We start from the raw sequence: 19,594 nt of genomic DNA on the forward strand, positions 1-19,594 counted from the left end.
AGGTTATCGTTGCCTAGAATGTAACCGAACAGATACACGATGCTTTGATAAAGCGACGGTCTAGCAGGTAAAACAGCGAAAATGTATCAAAAGATTATTCTCTCAGCAAAAAGGTCATAAATCACGACTGAACATTGTTCAAGGCATTTGCTAGGATGATTGACGGGCAGGGGCGCGGTGTGATGGAGTGCGTAGCGAGTATTGTCAACACCCGCGCCCCTCGAGGCGTTTCCGGGGCTTACGCCCTGCGCCTGCCGTAGCGCTCGTAGGCCTGCGTCACCTGCAGCTCGTACTCCTTGCGAGTGCCCTTGACCACCGTGTCCAGGATGAGGCCGCTGGCGAATGCGAGGATGCCGACGAACACGAGGGCCACGGCCAGCAATGCGGAGGGCAGGCGCGGTACGAGGCCCGTTGCGGCGAACTCCCAGATGACGGGGATGCCGGCGATGAGGCCCAGCAAGCAGAACAGAAGCGCGAGCCAGCTGAACAGCGCGAGCGGGCGATAGTCCTTGAACAGCGACATGATCATGGCCAGTACCTTCATGCCGTCTGAGAACGTGTTGAGCTTGCTCTCCGATCCTTCGGGGCGGTCGCGGTAGTCGATCGGCACCTCGGCGATGCGCCAGCGCTTGTCCACGGCGTGGATGGACAGCTCGGTCTCGATCTCGAAGCCGGGCGAGAGCACGGGCATGGTCTTGGCGAACACGGCGTTGAAGGCGCGATAGCCGGTCATGACGTCGGAGAACTCGAATCCGTAGATCCACTTGATGAGCGTGCGCACGAGGTCGTTGCCGAAGCCGTGGAAGGCGCGGTCGTTCTCTTCGCCGTACGTGCCGTTGGACAGGCGGTCGCCTACGCTCATATCGGCCTCGTCGGCCATGAGCGGAGCCAAAAGCTCCGGTGCGGCCTCGGCGGGGTACGTGTCGTCGCCGTCCACCATGACGTAGTAGTCGGCGTCGATATCGCGCAGCATCTGGCGCACGACGTTGCCCTTGCCCTGGCGGCGTTCGGCCCGCACCACGGCGCCGTGCTCGGCCGCGATGGAAGCGGTGCCGTCGGAGGAGTTGTTGTCGTAGACGTACACGGTCGCTTCGGGCAGCACGCGCCTGAAGTCGTCGACCACCTTGCCGATGGTTACGGCCTCGTTGTAGCAGGGGATGAGCACGGCGACGGTGCCGCTCTGGGCGCGCGGCGTATCGATCTTCTGATCCACGAATCACTCCTCGGTTCTGTATAGGTGAGGTTCATCCTACTCGAAACGTCGGGCTTGCGCCAGACGGCTCCGTTGTTTTCCAGATGAAACCCGGTAAGGAAGCCGTTTTCGACCGGTAATATTGTGCCCGGCGCCTCCTGCTACAATGAAGAACGCCCGCTACGACTGGAAGAGGGGCGTCCTCCCTATGGAACTGATTACCCGCTCGCGCGAGCGGCGGCGCATCGCCATCATCGTGGTCGCGCTCGTCCTTGCGCTTCTGATCGCGCTCGCGTACACGATCGTCTCGTCGCGTCAGGCGACGGCGGCCGCGGTGGAAACCATGAGCGAAGTGTACTTGCAAGAGCTCAGCAACCAGGTCATCTCCCATTTCAACACCGGCATCGACGGCAAGTTCTGCCAGCTGGAAACCGTGGGCAGCTCGCTTGAGCTGTACGACCCGGAGAATCTCGACGAGGTGAGGGATTTCCTCGCCTGCATGGAGGCGGACGATGACGAGTACGCCTACCTTGCGCTGCGTGGCAGCGACGGGCTCTACTACACGTCGTGGGGCTCGGACGCCGCCTCGGATGAGGAGCTTGCCGCCCGCAGCGAGCTGGGGCTGTCGTATCGGGACGCGCACGGCCACGACGTGATGCTATACAACGGAACCATCGCGCTCGTGGATTCCTTCGAGCCCGTTACCTGCGGAGGCGTCACGTTCACCGCCGTCGTCGCCGGGTTCGGCGTCGACACCGTTTCCGGGAAGCTCAACCTCGATCTGGTCAATGGCAGCGCGCGGTCGAGCGTCATCGGCTTCGACGGCACTTGCATCGCAGGATGCGATGCCGAGGGGCTGTGCAACGGCGAGAACCTGTTCGACGCGTTGGAATCGAGCGCTCGCCTCGACAAGGGGTACAGCATGGACCAGGTGCGAGAAGCCGTGGAGAACGGGGAGACGTTCCTGCTTCCCTTCTGGTACGGGGGTCATCACGAGTACCTGTACTTTCGGCCGATGAGCAATCAAGACTGGTATCTGTGCACCGCCATGCCCTACGGCGTGGTGGACGAGGACGTGGCGGGACTCAGCTGGGTGCTCATGCAGAACGCCGTTCTCATGGCGACCATGATCATCGCGGTCATAGCCATCTTCTTCTCGATCTACTATCAGCTGGTCAAGCGCAACACGCGTCTGCTGTCGGACGAGAAGAACCGTGCCGAGCGCGCTTCCGAGGAAGCGCGGCGCGCCAGCTTGGCGAAAAGCGAGTTCCTCTCGCGCATGTCGCACGAGATTCGTACGCCGATGAACGGCATCATGGGCATGACCGCCATCGCGCTCGAGAATGCGCACGACGAGGAGAAGGCGCGAGCCTGCCTCGAGAAGATCGACGTGACGTCCGAGCATCTCATGGCGCTCATCAACGACATCCTCGACATGAGCAAGATCGAGAGCGGCAAGATCGACATCAAGCGCGAGACGTTCGATTTCGGGACGTTCGTAGGGTCGCTCGACGACGTGTTCGGAACGCAGGCTCTCGAACAGGGGATTCGCTACAAGACGGAAGAAGTGGGCGCGCTGCCCTCGCTGCTCGTCGGCGACGGGCTTCGGCTGAACCAGATCGTTTACAATCTCGTTGGCAACGCTTTCAAGTTCACTCCTCGCGACGGCAGCGTCACGCTGCGCATAGAGGAGCTTCCCGCGCCGCCGGAAGAGGATGCTGCGCACGACGACGCGATCTGGCTGCGCTTCTCGGTGACCGATACGGGTTGCGGCATCAAGCCGGAGAACCGCGAGCGGATATTCTCGTCTTTCGAGCAGGGCGACGAGTCTTCATGCAGACGCGGAGGCACGGGTCTGGGCCTTGCCATCACGAAGCGGTTCGCGGAGATGATGGGCGGCCGTATATCGTTGTCGAGCGAGGTGGGGAAGGGGTCGACCTTCACGGTGGACGTGCCGTTCGGGCGAGCCTCGGGCGAAGGGGCCGCCACGTGCGACGATGCGTTCGCCGCGCGGTCCCGAACGCACGGCGACGGAGTTTCGTACGATTTCTCCGGCAGGCGCGTCATCGTCGCCGAAGACAACGAGCTCAACCGCGAGATAGCCACCGAGGTGCTGGCCATGGCGGGTGCCGAGGTCCTGGCGGCATCCACGGGCGCCGAGGCCGTGCGCGCGTTCGAGCGCTCGCACCCGGGCTCCGTCGACCTGATCTTCATGGACATCCAGATGCCCGAGATGGACGGCTACGAGGCGACCCGCGTCATTCGCTCGCTCGATCGCGACGACGCGCGTTCGGTGCCCATCGTCGCGATGACGGCCAACGCGTTCGTCGAGGACGAGGAGCGCAGCCGCATGAGCGGAATGGATGGCCATCTGAGCAAACCCCTTGATATCCATCTCGTATATGCCACAATGGACAGGTTTTTGAGAGGGCGCTCGCGGGGAGGGGGCGCGTAGAGCGAAAGGACGCGCGCGGTGAAGAAGCTCGTTGCTCAGATCATGAAGTTCGGCGTGGTGGGCGTCATCGCTTTCGTCATCGACTACGGCTTACTTGCCCTGCTCACCGAGGCGTTCGGCGTGAACTACCTCGTCAGCGCCACCATTTCGTTCACGGCCTCGGTCGTGTTCAACTACGCGGCGTCGATGCGCTACGTGTTCACCCATAAGGAGGGCATGAGCCGCCGGCGCGAGTTCGCCATCTTCGTCGTGCTGTCGGTTATCGGCCTGGGCATCAACAACGGCTGCATGTGGGCGGGCGTGGAGTTTTTGGGCATCCACTACCTCATCGTGAAGATAGGCGCCACGTTCATCGTGATGGTGTGGAACTTCGTGACGCGCAAGATCTTCCTCGACGCGGGCGATGCGCCCGGCGAGATCCTTTCGGACATCGAATAGCCGTCTCGGCCGAAGCTGCCCCGAACGGGGCGTCGGCGCCGCCTGTCATCCTGCTCGCAGCGCGCCAGCGCGGAGCCGAAGGAACCCGCGCAGCGTTAGCCGGGGTGCTCCCTGCTGGTGTTAGCGCGGGATGACGGCGAAAAGGGCGTGACCGGGTAAAAACGAGGCGGTTTGGTAATCGGTTGCAACTCGCGACGGGATGCCGAAAAAATCGACCTGGGCTGATGTCGGGCTTCCGCTTCGGCGCGCCGGCGAATTGGGAAGCGGAAAGGTTTTGGGGTTACCAAACCGCCCCGTTTTCGCCATGGCGCGGCGATCTCGGCGTCATCGCCGTCTCAGCGTCGAATCAGACGATGCGCCGACAATAAAAAACGAGGCCGGGAACGGATTCCGGCCTCGTATCGTTTACCTGGCGCCCTTGACAGGATTCGAACCTGCGGCTTTCTGCTCCGGAGGCAGACGCTCTATCCCCTGAGCTACAAGGGCACGGTGGAGGAGATTATACGCTATCATGGACGAAACGGAAAAACAAAAACGAGATTTGGGCGTATTCATGGAAGAAACCATAACGATTGAGCGCATGGGCTACGGCAGCGAGGCGGTCGGCCGCCTGGAGAGCGGCAAGGCCGTGTTCGTGGAGGGCGGCGCGCCCGGCGACGTGGCCGCGCTGGAGATCGTCGAGGACAAGCCGACGTTCGCCCGCGCGCGCATCGCGCGGCTCGTCAAGCCCTCCGAGCTGCGCGTCCGCCCGCGCTGCGAGGCGGGCGCGGCCTGCGGAGGATGCCCCTGGCAGCACCTGTCCTATGACGCGCAGCTGGAGGCCAAGCGCGCCAACGTGGCGGCGGCGCTCGAGCGCACGGCGAAGTTCGGCCGCGAGCGCGCCGAGGAGCTGGTGCGCCCCTGTCTGCCGAGCAAGCGCCAGTGGGGCTACCGCAACAAGCTGGAGCTGGGCGCGGCCATGGACGAGCGCGGCACGTTCCAACTGGGGTTCCACCGCGAGGGCGCGCACGACATCGCCTCGCCGGGCGCCTGCCCCCTCGCTCACGACGCCATCGCCAAGGCGCCCAAGGCGCTGCGCGGCGCGCTGCGCTTCGCGCAAGGGTCGGCCGACCTCGGCATCTTCCGCGTGGGCGTGCGCCACAGCCTGCACACGGGCGATCTGGAAGTAGCCCTGTGGACGAGTCCCGGCTCCTTCCCGCGCGGACACATCGCCAAAACCGTCAAGAGCGCCGTCAAGGCCACCAGCATCGTGCGCGTCATGGCCGACCCCGGCAAGGCCCGCAAGATCAAGGGCGTCGAGACGCTCGACGGCAAGGGATGCTGGGAGGAACAGCTGGGCGACGCCCGCTACCTGGCCAGCGCGCCGTCGTTCTTCCAGGTGAACACCGCGCAGGCCGAGAAGCTGATCGCCTGCGTGATCGAGGGCTTGGGCGGACGCATGGGCGAGGACGGGCCCGAAGGGCTCGACGACCTGCTGATCGCCGACCTGTACGCTGGCGGCGGCACGTTCTCGGTGCCGCTCGCGCAGGCGGGCGCCGAGGTGTTGGCCGTGGAGGCCGCGGGCTCGTCGGTGCGCGACTTGCGCCGCAACGCCGACATGAACCGCGTGGATCTCGAGGTGATCGGCGGCGACGCGGCGCGCGAGCTTCCGGAGCTGGGCGGCCTCGACGCGCTGGTGGTGGATCCGCCTCGCGCGGGCCTGGCCGACGGCGTGGTGGAGAGCATCGCCGCCGCCGCGCCGGAACGCGTGGCCTACGTCAGCTGCAACCCCGCCACCTGGGCGCGCGATGTCGCGCGCTTCGAGAGCCAAGGGTATCGCCTGACTAGCGTCCAGCCCGTCGACATGTTCCCGCAAACCTACCATGTCGAGGTGGTCAGCGTCTTCGAACGCCTCTAGCCCCGCTGTCGCCCCCGACTCGTCCCTGAACGCACGAACCGCTCGCGAAAGGAAAGCCCATGATCCTGTCTGACAAGACCATAGAGAAGCTCCTCGCCGAAGGAAGCCTTGCCATCGAGCCCCTCGAGCCGGAGCAGATCCAGCCCGCCAGCGTGGACATCCGCCTGGGCGACACGTTCGGCATCGTCGAGGACACGCCGAGCGGCATCGTGGGGCTGGAGGACGAGATCGCCTACAAGACGATCCGCACCGACCGCTACATCCTGCTGCCGGGCCAGTTCGTGCTGGCAACCACCATGGAGTACGTGCGCCTGGGCGCCGACCTCACCGCCTTCGTGGAAGGGCGCAGCTCGCTGGGGCGCATGGGGCTGTTCGTGCAGAACGCCGGTTGGGTGGATCCGGGCTTCGAAGGCGAGATCACGCTGGAGCTGTTCAACGCGAACCGCTGCGCGCTGGAGCTGCGCTCGGGCAGGCGCGTGGGGCAGCTGGTGTTCGCCCAGCTGGACGAGGCGGCGAAGAACCCCTACGCCGGCAAGTACCAGGGCCAGCGCGGCGCTACGGGCTCGCGCGTGTACCTCGATCCGGAGGCAGCGCGCTAGCGCAGGCGCGCCCTGTCGATCTCCGCGCGCATCGGCGGTTGCCGTGCCGATCCGCCCCCGTTTCCGCAGCGCTTCTGCTCGCCGTGGATGTTCTACGATTTTTCCGGTCTGGCGGACTTGACCTGCTAAACTTCAACCTTGTATGCGATACTTTCGCCCCGTTTCGCGTGGGCGCATGATAGCAAGCAAACGAAAAGGAGCCGACCCATGGCGCAGTACACTCCGGAATACCAGCCGACCGGCGACGAGGTCGCCGTCATCACCACGTCGAAGGGCACCGTCCGCGTGCAGCTGGCGGGCAAGGACGCCCCCATCCACGTGGGCAACTTCGTCGAGCTGGCGCGCAAGGGCTTCTACGACGGCCTGAAGTTCCACCGCCACGTTCCCGGCTTCGTGATCCAAGGCGGCTGCCCGAACACGCGCGACCTCACGCCCGAAGAGGTCGTCAAGAAGGCCGGCAACCCGTTCGCGGGCCTCGGCACGGGCGGCCCGGGCTATTCCATCAAGGAGGAGTTCTCCACGAACCCCAACAACAAGCACCTCGACGGCTCGCTGGCCATGGCGCGCTCCCAGGATCCCAACTCCGCCGGCTCGCAGTTCTACCTGTGCCTGGGCGCCCAGCCCATGCTGGACTCGGGCTACACGGTGTTCGGCCAGACGATCGACGGCATGGACGTCATCGGCCAGCTGCGCGTAGGCGACGTGATCGAGAGCGTCGAGATCGAGAACGCCGCCGAATAGCGATCCGAGACGCCGAGGCGATTCCGCGAAGATACGAAGGAAGCAGATGAACAACGACTTATTCCAGCAAGCCCGGGCGGCGTACGCGCGCAAGGACTTCCAAGGCGCCCTGGCTGCCTACACGCAGTGCTTGCAGGATGCGGGCAGCTCGCTTGCACCCGGCGAGGTGGGGCTGCTGTACCACCAGATCGGCAACTGCCTGGTCAAGCTCAAGAACCCGAACGAGGCCATCCACGCCTACACGCAGGCGACCGCCGATGCGGCCTACGACGCGTGCGGCGCGGTGAACTACAACCTCGGCATGGCCTACGCCTCGCTGCATGATTACGAGGACGCCGTCAAGCACTTCGAGATCGCCGTGTCCGACGCCAAGTACGATGCGTCCTACAAGGCCTACTCGGGCATGGGCAACGCGCTGTTGAAGCTGGGCAAGTCGGCCGAGGCCGGCGTGGCGTTTCGCGAGGCCGCGCTCGACGAGGCCAACCCCGATCCCACGAAGGCGCTGCTCAACCTCGGCGTGTGCTTCATGGCGCTCGACCGTCCGGCCGACGCCGTGGCCTCCTATGAAAGCGCGCTGCAGTTCGACATGCAGCCCGACACGCGCAACAAGCTGTACGCGAACCTCGGCCAGGCCTACGTGGCCAGCGGCCAGATGCAGAAGGCCGTGAACGCCTTCGACGAGTCCATCGCCGACAAGACGTACTTCCTCAGCGACTCGGCCAGCGTCGACTACCAGCGCGCAATCGCCGCGGTCGCCCAGGGCACGTCCGAGATCACTCAGGTGATGGCTCCGGTGGCGCCCGTTGCCGACATGTCGGGGCTCGACGTGGCCGCCGACGGCACGGCCGTGTACGTGGATCAGGATCCGTACGCGGCGGGCGGCCAGGAACCGTACTACTACGCCGATCCGTACGCCCAGGCCGAGACGAACCCCTACGGCGCCCCGGGCGCGGAGGATCATTTCTTCAACGCCAGCGACGAAGAGCTGGAGCAGTGGTCGAAGGGTCTCGCCAAGCAGGATCGCAAGCGCCGCAACGTGGGTCTCAAGATCCTCGTCACCATCATCCTGATCGTGCTGGTCGCTTTCGGCGCCGCCGTGTTCCTGTACACGCAGGGCTGGGGCTATCCGTCGCAGGACCAGGTGGTCGAGCAGCTGTTCTCGGATCCGAAAGCGGCCTTCGCCAGCGAGGTGACCGAGGAGAACGCCGCGTCCATGACCGAGCTCCTCTCGACGGTGGGCAGCCCTGCGATCGACGGCATGGACAAGTCCATGAGCGATTCCACCGTGTACGTGACGGCTAAGACGCCCGAAGGCGGCGACGTGCAGTACAAGGTATCCCTCGTGCGCAACATGATCGGGTGGAAGGTGTCGAACGTGGAGCTGTACTTCCCGAGCCAGAACTGACAAAAGCGGCATACGCCGTTTTTGTCATCCTGAGCGGAGCGACCGAAGGAAGCGAAGTCGAAGGATCCCGTGCGGCGCAAGCCGGAAGCCGTCGGTCGGCGCCATAGGGGATCCTTCGACTGCGGCGGCTTCGCCGCCTCCGCTCAGGATGACACCCTCGTATAAAGAGAGAGAAAGGGCACTACAACATGGCACAGCAGAAGACCTACACGATGATCAAGCCCGACGGCGTGCGCAACGGCCACATCGGCGAGATCGTCAACCGCTTCGAGCGCGCGGGCCTCAAGATCGAGCGCATGGAGCTGGGCATGGTGACCGACGAGCAGGCGAAGGCCAACTACGCCGAGCATGAGGGCAAGCCGTTCTACGACGGCCTCATTTCCTACATCACCAGCGGCCCGGTCGTGAAGATGGTCGTGTCCGGCGACGGCGCGGTGGCCAAGTGCCGCTCCCTTATGGGCGCCACTAATCCGGCAGAAGCTGCCCCCGGCACGATTCGCGGCGATTTCGGCCTCATCATGGACGAGAATGTCATCCATGGCTCCGATTCCCCGGAATCCGCCGAGCGCGAGATCGGCATCTTCTTCGCGTAAAGCACGTTCCGAGCGCGCCGCCGCGTACGAGCCTTTCGCTCGAGCGACGGCGCGCTTTTTGTTTTTCGGAGCTTCGCGCACCGAAGGTTGCGCGGGATACCAGACGAGAAAAGGACGTGAGCATGCTCTATCGAGTCATCGACGCTGCTGAACTTCCCTCGCTCGTGTCGGCGTTCATGGAAACCTACGAAGTGGTGGCTCCGGTCAAGCGCGACCAGGGCTACGCCTTCGAGACCATCGAATCGCCCGACGACATCGAGCTTGCCTATCCTACCACCATGGCTTCGCCGAAGAAGTACTTCCTGCCGCCCGAGGAGACGCTCATGTCCTTCGACGCGCGCACGAACAGCGTGACCGACTTCGCCGCCGAGATCACGCCGCGCGTCATCTTCGGCGCGCATGCCTGCGACATCAACGCGGTGAACCGGCTCGACCTCGTGTTCAAGGACGGCCGCTATCCCGACCCCTACTACGTCGCCCGGCGCAACGCCACGCTCATCGTGGGGATCAGCTGCATGCCCTCCGAGACGTGCTTCTGCCATTTGTGGGGCTCCGACGAGGCGCGTTTCGGCTACGACCTGTTTTTGCAGGATATCGGCGGAAAGTACCTGGTCAGCATATCCAGCGTCGAGGCGGCGAACATCCTCGAGGCGGCGTGCAACCCGCGCGTGGCCACCGACGAGGACCGTATCGAGTTCCGCCACGCCACGCGTCGGCGCCAGGAGGCGTTCAACGACGCTATTCCCGACATCCAGGACGTGGCCATGCTCATGGACGCGTTCCATAAGGACCCGTTCTGGGAGGAGCTGGGCGGACGCTGCCTGTCGTGCACGGCGTGCTCGGCGGTGTGCCCCACGTGCTTCTGCTTCGACATCCAGGACACGTTCGATCCCTCCGGCGAGGCGGGTCGGCGCGAGCGCGTGTGGGACGCGTGCACTGCGCCGCAGTTCGCGCAGGTGGCCGGCGGCCACAACTTCCGCGGCGACGGGCGCAACCGCGTGCGGCATCGCATGTACCACAAGCTCAACGGGTTCCTCGCGAACCATGACCGCATGCTGTGCGTGGGGTGCGGTCGCTGCGTGAAGGCGTGCAAGGCGAACATCAACCCCATCGAGGTGCTCGAGTTCTTCGAGAGGAAGGGGATGCAAGATGCCCAGTAGCTGCGCGGTGTCCACCGTCCAGGTCAAACCGTTCTTCGACGAGGCGGCTCCCCTGTCGGGCGAGCAGATGATGGCGGCGAACCCGTATCGGCCTTGGCCGGCGCGGATCACGTCCATCATCGACCTCACCGAGACGGAGAAGCTGTTCGAGTTCCGCCTTATCGACGAGCGCATCCGCGATGCGTTCTCGCACGAGCCGGGCCAGTTCGTCGAGGTGTCCATCTTCGGGGTGGGCGAGGCGCCTATCTCCATATCCAGCTCGCCGTCCAAGCGCGGCTTCATCGAGCTGTGCGTGCGTCGCACCGGCCACTTCACCGAGGTGCTGCACAAGATGCAGTGCGGCGACATCGTGGGCCTGCGCGGCCCGTTCGGCCGAGGCTTCCCGTTCGAGGACATGAAGGGGCACGACATCCTGCTGGTGGCGGGCGGCCTCGGCATCGCTCCTCTGCGCTCGCTCATCAACAACATCCACGACGAGCGTTCCGAGTTCGGCAAGGTCACCATCATCTACGGTTCGAAGAACCCCTCCGAGGTGATGTTCCGCCAGCAGTTCGAGATGTGGCGCCATCGCAAGGACTTCGACCTGTACCTGACGGTGGATCATCCCGACGACACGTGGGACGGCGAGGTCGGCCTGGTCACAAAGCCTTTCGAGCATTTGGAGATCGATGCCGCCAACACGTTCGGCGCCCTGTGCGGGCCGCCGGTGATGTATAGGTTCGCCATCGACGAGATGCGGAAGAAGGGCATCAGCTACGACCATATCTACGTGAGCTTCGAGCGCCATATGAAGTGCGGCATGGGCAAGTGCGGCCACTGCCAGATCGGGCATCAGTACGTGTGCATCGACGGGCCCGTGTTCAACTATTGGGAAGCCAAGAACATCCAGGGGTCGATGTAGGATGGAGAAGCGCGACATGAACGGAAACTGCATAGCCTGCCAGGAGAAGCCGTCCGCGCCGCGCGTGGTGGTCGTGGGCCTGGCCAGCTGCTTCGGCTGCCAACTGCAGATCACGAACGCCGAGGCGCACCTGCTGGACGTGCTCGGTCAGATCGATCTGCGCTATTGGCAGCTGGCCTCGAGCGATCCCATGCCCGAGGACTTCGACGTGGCCATCATCGAGGGCGCCGTCACCACCGAGGAATCCGAAGCGACGGTGCGCAGCCTGCGCGAGAAGGCGGGCGCGATCATCGCCGTGGGCGCGTGCGCCACGACGGCCGGCATTCCCGGCATGGCCGCAGAGGGGTTCCTCGAGCGTCCTGGGCAGGTGTACGATCGGGTGCCGTCGGCCTGCGGCGACATGGTGGCGCCGCGCGCGGTGGGCGCCGTCATCGACGTGGACTTCGAGGTGCGTGCGTGCCCCATCGACAGCTACGACTTCATCGACGTGCTGCAGCGCGCGCTGTACGGCTCGAACAAGACGTATCCCTCGCGCACGATGTGCGGCGACTGCAAGCGCAACGAGACGAGCTGCTTCTTCGGAAAGGGGCAGCTGTGCCTGGGGCTCGTGACCACGGCCGGGTGCGGCGCGAAGTGCGTTAACCTGGGCCGTCCGTGCAACGGGTGCAGGGGGCTGTCGCCCGACGCGAACCTGGCGTCGGCGCGCGAGGCGGTGGCGCGCTACGGCGTGTCGGTCGCCGACTTCGACCAGGCGCTCGAGATGTTCAACCAGACGAACCCCGCCCTTGCGGGCAGCGAGTGAGGACGCATTCTATGACGAAAACAGCGATTCACGTCGATCATATCGCCCGCGTCGAGGGCCACGGCAACGTGCACGTGGTCATCGAGGACGGGGAAGTGAAAACCGTCGAGATGAACGTCGTCGAGCCGGCCCGCCTGTTCGAGAGCATGGTGCGCGGCCGCCGCTTCGAGGAGATCCCCTACATCTCTTCGCGCATCTGCGGCATCTGCTCGTCGAGCCACGTGGTGACCGACCTCAAGGCCATCGAGCGCGTGTTCGGCGTGGAGGTGACCGACCGCACGCGCGCCCTGCGCGAGCTTCTGGTGTACGGCTCCTATTTACAGAACCATGCGTCGCATCTGTTCGTGTTCGCCGCACCCGACTTCCTCGGCATGCCCAGCGTGTTCCCGCTGGCTCAGACCGATCCCGAGCTGTTCGAGCAGGCGCTGGGCCTCAAAGCGCTGGGCAACGAGCTGTGCACGAAGGTGGGAGGTCGCAGCATCCATCCTATCACCGCCGTGGTGGGGGGCTTCACGCACGAGATAGAGCCGGCCGAGTATCTGGAGCTGGCAGACAAGATGGATGCGGCGATGGACTTCGCCCTTGAGGCGGTGGATCTGTTCCGCGGCTTCGAGGTGCCCGACATCGCTACGGCCGGCGACATGCTGGCCATGGTGGAGGACGACTATTACCCGGTGGAATGCTCCGACCAAGCGTTTTTCCTGAACGCGGGCATCGTCTTCGATGCGAACGAGGTGCAGGAGCATATCGAGGAGCATGCGGTGCCGCATTCGGCGGCTCTGTTGGCGCGCGTGCGCGAGACGCAGAGCCCGTACTTCACCGGCGCGCTGGCCCGCGTCAACGCATCGTGGCAGAACCTGGGGCAGAACGCGAAGGTGGCCGCCGCGAAGGCGGGCTTGCGCCCGCCTGAGGCGAACCCGTTCATGAACAACGTGGCCCAGGCCGTGGAGATCGTGGATGCGCTCGACCGCTGCGCCGACCTGTGCCGCAAGCTTGCCGAGCCGGGCGCCATCGCCAGCTCCAGCCTGCCCGTGCCCTTCGAGGTGAAGGCGGGGCGCGCCGTGGGCTTCACCGAGGCTCCGCGCGGCGCGCTGTTCCACGACCTCACGCTGGATGCCGAGGGACGCGTGACGCATGCGTCCATTCTCACGCCTACGGCGCAGAACGTGGCGAACCTGGAAGCCGACATGCGCCTTTTGGCCGAGAAGCTGGTGGCCGACGGGGCTGCGGAAGACGTCGTGCGCCTCGAGATCGAGAAGCTCGTGCGAGCCTACGATCCCTGCCTCAGCTGCAGCGTGCACTAAACCGAGACAAAGGGACGTGTTAACGTCTCATTCCCTTATGATGGAAAGGCTGGGATCCGTTACGGGTTCCAGCTTTTTTTGGTCTGAGACGAGGGTGAGACAGAGGGGCGGTGAGGCGGAGGCGCGGGTGTGCCCCTCGTGGATTTTCATCATCGCGTCAACGCCTGTGCTAGAATTCGGTTTCACCTGGAATCGAGATTCAAGGGGTTTCCTGTATGTCCTTTTTAGACATGTTCTCGGGTCTGACTGGCCAGATGTCCACGGATATGGCCATCGACCTCGGAACTGCAAATACACTGGTCGCCATCCCGGGCGAGGGCATCGTTGTCAACGAGCCCTCGGTTGTCGCCATCGAGAAGGCGACCCATCGCGTGCTCGCAGTGGGCCACGAAGCCAAGAACATGATCAACCATACGCCCGAGGCGTTCTCGGCCGAGCATCCCCTGCACGACGGCGTAGTGGCCGACTACGACGTGACCGAGGCCATGATCTCGGCGTTCATCAGCAAAGCGGCGCCGCGCAAGTATCCCTGGCAGGCCAAGCCCCGCATCGTCATCTGCATCCCGTGCGGCGCAACCTCGGTGGAGAAGCGCGCGGTGTTCGAGGCTGCCGTTCAGGCCGGCGCTCGTCAGGCATACCTCATCGAGGAGCCCATGGCCGCGGCCATGGGCGCCGACCTGCCCGTCACCGAGCCGACGGGCTCGATGGTCGTGGATATCGGCGGCGGCACCACGGAAGTGGCCGTCATCTCGCTCGGCGGCATCGTCACCTCCTCGTCGCTGCGCCTGGCCGGCAACCGCATGGACGAGGCCATCGCCATGCACCTGCGCGACCTGCTGGGCATCAAGATCGGTGAGCGAACAGCCGAGATCATCAAGATCAAGATCGGCTCCATCCTGCCGTTCGAGGACGGTCGCGAGCGCGACATGATCATCTCGGGCCAGGATGTGATCACCGAGCAGCCGAAGGAGGTCACCATCCAATCCGAGGACGTGCGCTCCGCGCTTGTGCAGCCTTGTGAGGAGATGGTCGTGCATATCAAGGAGACGTTCAAGAAAACGAACCCCGATCTCGCCTCCGACATCATTCAGAACGGCATCCTGCTGACGGGCGGCGGCGGCCTCTTGTCCGGTCTCGACCGCTATCTCACCGACAAGCTGGAGATTCCCGTGTGGACGAGCGAGACGGCGCTCACGAACGTGGTTATGGGCTGCCTCAAGGTGCTCGAGACGCCTACGGCGCTCAAGCAGACGCTCATGCGCTCGAAATAGGGTTGAGCCGGCTTATCGATGGCGCTTAATTTCCAACAGAGAAGCTCGGTGTTTCTGCGCCGAGTTCTGCTCGTCGCATTTCTCGTAGCCTCGCTTGCGCTGGTCACGTTGTACTCGCGCGAAGGCCAGGACGGCCCGCTGCACGCGGTCCAGAGCGGCGTGTCCGGCGCGGTCGCGCCTTTGAAGTTCGTCGGCGCGGCTGCAAGCGCGGGCGTGAACGATGCCGCCGAGGGTTTCGGCAACCTCACGGCCGACGAGAGCACGCTCTCGGGTCTGCGCGAGAGCAACGCCGAGCTGCGCGAGCTGCTGAGCCAGGCCGACGAGTACAAGCAGGAGGCTCAACGTCTCCAGAAACTGCTCGAGCTCAAGGACCTCTACGAGATCGACGGTGTGGGAGCGCGCGTCATCGGCAATCCCGACCAGGCGTGGAGCCAGGCGGTCACCATCGATAAGGGCACGGCCGACGGGGTGGAGACCGGCCTTACGGTCATGGGCACTTCCGGCGTCGTCGGCCAGGTGTACAGCGCGGGCGAGCATACCGCCGAGGTGCGCCTGCTCACCGACCCCGATTCCGGCGCCGCGGCGCGCGTGGAGTCGAGCCGTGCGGAGGGCGTCGTGCGCGGGTCGCTCGAAGGCCTGCTGTATTTGGAGAACCTCGATGCCGACGCGGTGGTCAATCCTGGCGACGTGGTGGTCACGTCGGGTCTGGGCGGCAGCTACGCGCCCGGCCTCATCATCGGCACCGTCGTGAAGGTGGATACCCGCCAGGGCGAGTCCACGAGGCGCGTGATCGTATCGCCGAACGACACGACGGGTGCCCTCGAAGAAGTGCTTGTGGTGTTCGGCGTGGGCGCCGTAGGCGAGGCCGACGGTAACGAAGGAGGCGATGCATCGTGAACCTGGGACGCGAAGGCATCGTCATCGCCGTAGGCGCGGTCGTCGCCTTGCTGCTGCAAATCGTCGTAGCCCCCAACATTGCGCTGTTCTCGGCGCAGCCGAACTTCCTTCTGGCCTACGTGCTGGTAGTCGCTATCGCGCGCCCGCTCGACGCCGGCTCCGCGCTGCCGTTTGCGCTGGGGCTCGTCTGCGACCTTTTGGGCTCGGGCCCCGTCGGCGGCTACGCGTTCTTGTTCGTTATCGTGTCGTTCATCGCATCGCGCGCGTTCTCGGTGCTCGACAACGACACGCTGTTCATGCCGGTGACCATTTTCGTCGTCGCGACGTTCGCCGCCGAGATGCTGTACGGCGCGCTGCTCATCGGGCTGGGTCTGTCGGCAAGCCCCGTTGACGCGTTCCTGTACCGTGCGCTGCCGTGCACGCTGTACGACTGCGTCGTGGGTCTCGTGCTGTATCCGATCATCGCTCGTCTGCTTGCCAGCGGCGCTCAGGACCGCGGACCGCGCACGCCCCGGCTGCGATAGGGGGCGTTTGCCGTGATCGCCGCCATCATCGCCGCCGTCGCCACGCTGGTCGTGGCCGTCATCGTGGTATCCGTCGTGTTCGTCGTGCGCAACAACGCGAAGTCGTCGAACGTGAGCGTGAAGAAGGACGTTCGCTCAATCAGCTCGGTGGGCGTGAAATCGAGCCTCGGAAACGCGGGCGGTCGCGTCAACGGATCCATGCAGGCGCACCCGGGCTCGGCGCAGCGTCCGGCGTCCAACCCGGCCGACAACCTCAAGTCGCGGTTCGTCGCCATGGGCGTGCTGGCGGCGGGCATCTTCGGCACGCTGACGGCGAAGCTGTGGACTATGCAGGTGCTGTCGTCCGAGGCGTATCGCAGCAAAGCGGACGACAACCAGTACGCCACCGTCTCCACGCCCGCGCCGCGCGGCTACATCTGCGACGTCAACGGCGTTCCGCTCGTGAAGAACCGCGTGTCGCTGACCGTGGTGGCCGATGCGGAGGTGGCCAACGACCGCGACGTGGTGCAGCGCCTGTCCGCGGTGCTCGGAGTGCCGTACAACGTGGTGCGCCAGCGCATCCAGGATGCGACGGCCGGCGCGCAGAGCCAGCGCGTCGTGGCGAGCGACGTGCGGCTTCGCGACGTCGCCTTCATCACCGAGCACTCCGACGCGTTCCCTAAGGTCAAGATCGAGGAGCGCTACGTGCGCGACTACCCCTACGGCGCGCTCGCCGCGCACGTGGTGGGGTACACGGGCCCCGTCACCGAAGAGGGTCTGAAAACCGTCGGCGAAGGCCGCGAGGTGGAGCTGGGCGACGACATGGGCGCGTCGGGCATCGAGCTGCAGTACGATCATCTGCTGGCGGGCGAACACGGCAAGCGCAAGGTGGTCGCCAACGCCGACGGCAACGTTGTGCGCGTGGTGAGCGAGACGCAGCCAACCAAGGGCTCGGACGTGCACCTCGCCATCAAGGGGCCGGTTCAGTACGTGGCCGACCGCGAGCTGGCCGCGCTCATCGCCCCTGAGAACGGGACTATCGGCACGGGCAGCGGCGTGGCGGGCTCGGTGGTGGTCATGGACCTTCGCGACGGAGGCATCGTGGCCATGGCGAACTACCCTCTGTTCGACCCGGTCGAATTCATCGGCGCCGTGTCGAGCGACGTGTACGACGTGTACAATTCCAACGAAGCTCAGAAGCCCCTGCTCAATCGTGCGATCTCGGGCACGTATCCCGCCGCCTCGACGTACAAGACGTTCACGGGCCTCGCGGCGCTGGCCAACGGCTTCGCCGACATGAAGCGCACGTGGACGTGCAACGGCTCGTGGGACGGCTGGGGCACGGGTCAGGAGCAGATGTGCTGGAAGCACTCGGGCCACGGCACGCTCGACCTCCGCGGCGGCATCGTGCAGTCGTGCGACGTCGTGTTCTACCAGATCGCCCATGACTTCTTCGAGGCGGCTCGGGACGGTCAGGTCAGCCAGACCGCCCTTCAGGACTACCTCGCGAAGTTCCACTTCGACCGCTACACCGGCATCGATCTCGGTGGCGAATCGGTGGGCGTCATTCCCACGCCGGAATGGAAACTGGAGCATTTCCGCAACACGCCCGAAGAGGCGGTGTGGAAGGGCGGCGACATGACGAACATGATCATCGGCCAGGGTTACGTTCTCGTCACGCCCTTGCAGGTGGCCGTCGCCTACGGCGCCGTCGCCACCGGCAAGCTGCTGAAGCCCCACTTGCTCAAGGAGGTTCGCAACGCCAGCGGCGACGTGGCCGCCTCGGTCAAGGTGGAGACCGCGGGGGAGCTGGACGTTCCCGAAGCCGACCTCGCGTTCATGCGCGACGCCCTCAACGGCGTGGCGACCGACAACGCCGACGTGTCGAAGCTGCTCAACGAGCAGGGCATCGATCCCGCTACGGTGGCGTGCAAGACGGGTACCGCCGAGTACACCAACATGGCCGACACCGCGTGGTTCGCCTGCTACGCGCCGGTGGACGATCCGCAGTACGTGGTGGCCTGCGTGGTCGAGCACGGCGGCGGCGGTTCGGCCGTGGCGGCCCCGCTGGGCGCGAAGGTTCTGGCGGCTGCGCTTGCCAGCGAGTCCGCGGAGGATCCGGGCGCCGGCATGGGCGTGATCGCCGGAGCCACCGGCAAGGTCCTCGAAGGCGCGGGCGCCGCGACGTCCGGCGGCCGTACCGACTAGACGAGGCGAGGAAAGGAGGCGTTATGCCGCAGCTACCGCAGATCGATTCAGTGAAAGCGCCCGACAAGATCGTGGCGCAGGCCACGCGCGCGCGACGCTTCCCGTGGCTCAACATCCCGTTCATCCTCGTGGTGGCGCTGCTGGTGTCGTACGGGCTCGTCGTCGTGATGTCGGCCGTGGCCAACGACCGCGACTACTCGTTCACGAACCAGCTGGCGGGCGTCGCGTTGGGAATCGTGTTCATGGTGCTGGTCTGGAGGTTCGACTACCGCCGCCTGTCGGACTTCACCATGCTGTTCCTCATCGTCAACGTGGCGCTCATCCTCTCGCCCCACATACCGGGGCTGGGAACCGACGCGGGCATGGGCGCGCAGTCGTGGCTCAAGCTGGGCATACAGGTCCAGCCGGGCGAGTTCGCCAAGATCACGGTCATCCTGCTGGACGCCAGCATCATGGCGCGCTACGGCGGCAGGCTGGACGACCCGCGCGAGTACGTCAAGGCGCTCGGCCTCATGCTGGTGCCGTTCGCCTGCATCATGACGCAGCCCGACCTGGGCACGGGCCTGGTGTACCTATGCATCGGCGCGGTCGCCCTCGTGGTAGGCGGTGCGCGTCCGAAGTACCTGCTGATCACCCTCGCGGCCTTCGTTGCGGCCGTCATCGCCGTGTTCGTCGTGGACCAGATCATCTACAACTCCACCGGCGAGTACAAGCTGCTCAAGCAATATCAGCGCAACCGCCTGCTCGTGTTCCTTGATCCCGACATCGACCCTACGGGCGAGAGCTACAACCTCAAGCAGGCTCAGATCGCCATCGGGTCGGGCGGCCTGTTCGGCAAGGGCCTGTTCCAGGGAACGCAGCATACGCTGGGCATCCTGCCCGAGGCTCCCACCGACTTCATCTTCTGCGTGCTGGCCGAGGAACTGGGGTTTTTAGGTGTAATGGCGCTGCTGGCCTTGTATGCCGGCCTGGTTTTGATAAGCTTTCGCATTGCCGGCGCTTCGAGCGATCTGTTCGGCATGACCATCGTCATGTGCGTCGTCGGCATGTGGTTGTTCCAGATTCTTGAAAACATCGGCATGGATTGCGGGCTCATGCCCATCACGGGCATCCCCCTGCCGTTCGTGAGCTACGGAGCGACGGGCATGGTGATGAACTTCATCATGCTCGGCATGATCGGCTCGGTATGGACTCACAACATCCAGAAGCAACGCTAGGAAAAGGGGCG

The 19,594-nt window shown here is 64.9% G+C and carries 17 protein-coding genes and 1 tRNA gene; 16 read left to right on the forward strand and 2 right to left on the reverse strand.

All coding sequences use genetic code 11. The features are described from left to right. Positions 1-238: 238 nt before the first annotated feature. Positions 239-1,213 (reverse strand): glycosyltransferase family 2 protein, encoded by a 975-nt coding sequence (locus ELEN_RS06205; protein ID WP_009304630.1) that lies wholly within the window; start codon positions 1,211-1,213, stop codon positions 239-241. Between the two features lie 187 nt (positions 1,214-1,400). Here ELEN_RS06205 and ELEN_RS06210 point away from each other — a divergent pair, with 187 nt between their 5' ends. Next, positions 1,401-3,647, forward strand: a complete 2,247-nt coding sequence (locus tag ELEN_RS06210) for an ATP-binding protein (protein WP_229065446.1) — start codon at positions 1,401-1,403, stop codon at positions 3,645-3,647. 18 nt (positions 3,648-3,665) lie between these two features. Then, complete coding sequence (locus ELEN_RS06215; protein ID WP_015760487.1) at positions 3,666-4,085, forward strand: GtrA family protein; 420 nt, start codon at positions 3,666-3,668, stop codon at positions 4,083-4,085. A 410-nt stretch (positions 4,086-4,495) separates the two neighbouring features. On the opposite strand, the gene ELEN_RS06220 is transcribed toward ELEN_RS06215, so the two are convergent. Continuing rightward, positions 4,496-4,571, reverse strand: a tRNA-Arg gene (locus ELEN_RS06220). 25 nt (positions 4,572-4,596) lie between these two features. On the opposite strand from ELEN_RS06220, the gene rlmD reads away from it, so the two are divergent. The 14 genes from rlmD to rodA all read left to right on the forward strand — a co-directional run bounded on the left by rlmD (position 4,597) and on the right by rodA (position 19,583). Next, the gene (gene rlmD / locus ELEN_RS06225) at positions 4,597-5,982 is read left to right on the forward strand and encodes a 23S rRNA (uracil(1939)-C(5))-methyltransferase RlmD (protein WP_009304625.1); all 1,386 of its coding nucleotides are present in this window, start codon (positions 4,597-4,599) and stop codon (positions 5,980-5,982) included. A gap of 59 nt (positions 5,983-6,041) precedes the next feature. Beyond that, positions 6,042-6,581 (forward strand): dCTP deaminase, encoded by a 540-nt coding sequence (gene dcd / locus ELEN_RS06230; protein ID WP_009304624.1) that lies wholly within the window; start codon positions 6,042-6,044, stop codon positions 6,579-6,581. Positions 6,582-6,788: 207 nt separating this feature from the next. Then, positions 6,789-7,322 (forward strand): peptidylprolyl isomerase, encoded by a 534-nt coding sequence (locus ELEN_RS06235; protein ID WP_009304623.1) that lies wholly within the window; start codon positions 6,789-6,791, stop codon positions 7,320-7,322. 46 nt (positions 7,323-7,368) lie between these two features. Further along, on the forward strand, positions 7,369-8,727 hold the full coding sequence (locus ELEN_RS06240; protein ID WP_009608342.1) for a tetratricopeptide repeat protein: 1,359 nt from the start codon (positions 7,369-7,371) through the stop codon (positions 8,725-8,727). Between the two features lie 188 nt (positions 8,728-8,915). After that, a complete protein-coding gene (gene ndk, locus ELEN_RS06245; RefSeq protein ID WP_009304621.1) occupies positions 8,916-9,320 on the forward strand; it encodes a nucleoside-diphosphate kinase in 405 nt (134 codons plus the stop codon). A gap of 122 nt (positions 9,321-9,442) precedes the next feature. Then, a complete protein-coding gene (locus tag ELEN_RS06250) occupies positions 9,443-10,480 on the forward strand; it encodes a 4Fe-4S dicluster domain-containing protein (protein ID WP_009304620.1) in 1,038 nt (345 codons plus the stop codon). Continuing rightward, positions 10,470-11,381 (forward strand): FAD/NAD(P)-binding protein, encoded by a 912-nt coding sequence (locus tag ELEN_RS06255; protein ID WP_009304619.1) that lies wholly within the window; start codon positions 10,470-10,472, stop codon positions 11,379-11,381. The genes ELEN_RS06250 and ELEN_RS06255 overlap by 11 nt, the downstream gene beginning before the upstream one ends. A 16-nt stretch (positions 11,382-11,397) precedes the next feature. Then, positions 11,398-12,183 carry an NADH-quinone oxidoreductase subunit B family protein gene (locus tag ELEN_RS06260; protein ID WP_015760488.1) on the forward strand — a complete coding sequence of 262 codons (786 nt, stop codon included), beginning with the start codon at positions 11,398-11,400 and terminating at the stop codon, positions 12,181-12,183. 11 nt (positions 12,184-12,194) lie between these two features. After that, the gene (locus tag ELEN_RS06265; RefSeq protein ID WP_015760489.1) at positions 12,195-13,487 is read left to right on the forward strand and encodes a Ni/Fe hydrogenase subunit alpha; all 1,293 of its coding nucleotides are present in this window, start codon (positions 12,195-12,197) and stop codon (positions 13,485-13,487) included. A 215-nt stretch (positions 13,488-13,702) separates the two neighbouring features. Continuing rightward, a complete protein-coding gene (gene mreB / locus ELEN_RS06270; RefSeq protein WP_009304616.1) occupies positions 13,703-14,758 on the forward strand; it encodes a rod shape-determining protein in 1,056 nt (351 codons plus the stop codon). Between the two features lie 18 nt (positions 14,759-14,776). Further along, positions 14,777-15,655: a rod shape-determining protein MreC gene (gene mreC / locus ELEN_RS06275; protein WP_015760490.1), complete on the forward strand. Its 879-nt coding sequence runs from the start codon at positions 14,777-14,779 to the stop codon at positions 15,653-15,655. After that, a complete protein-coding gene (mreD, locus tag ELEN_RS06280; protein WP_015760491.1) occupies positions 15,652-16,179 on the forward strand; it encodes a rod shape-determining protein MreD in 528 nt (175 codons plus the stop codon). The genes mreC and mreD overlap by 4 nt, the downstream gene beginning before the upstream one ends. Positions 16,180-16,191: 12 nt before the next feature. Beyond that, entirely contained in the window at positions 16,192-18,366 is a 2,175-nt protein-coding gene (mrdA, locus tag ELEN_RS06285) for a penicillin-binding protein 2 (RefSeq protein ID WP_009304613.1), read from the forward strand. A 23-nt stretch (positions 18,367-18,389) separates the two neighbouring features. Then, positions 18,390-19,583: a rod shape-determining protein RodA gene (gene rodA / locus ELEN_RS06290; protein ID WP_009304612.1), complete on the forward strand. Its 1,194-nt coding sequence runs from the start codon at positions 18,390-18,392 to the stop codon at positions 19,581-19,583. Positions 19,584-19,594 lie beyond the last annotated feature (11 nt).

It is taken from the genome of Eggerthella lenta DSM 2243, from assembly GCF_000024265.1.
Classification (GTDB): Bacteria; Actinomycetota; Coriobacteriia; order Coriobacteriales; family Eggerthellaceae; genus Eggerthella; species Eggerthella lenta.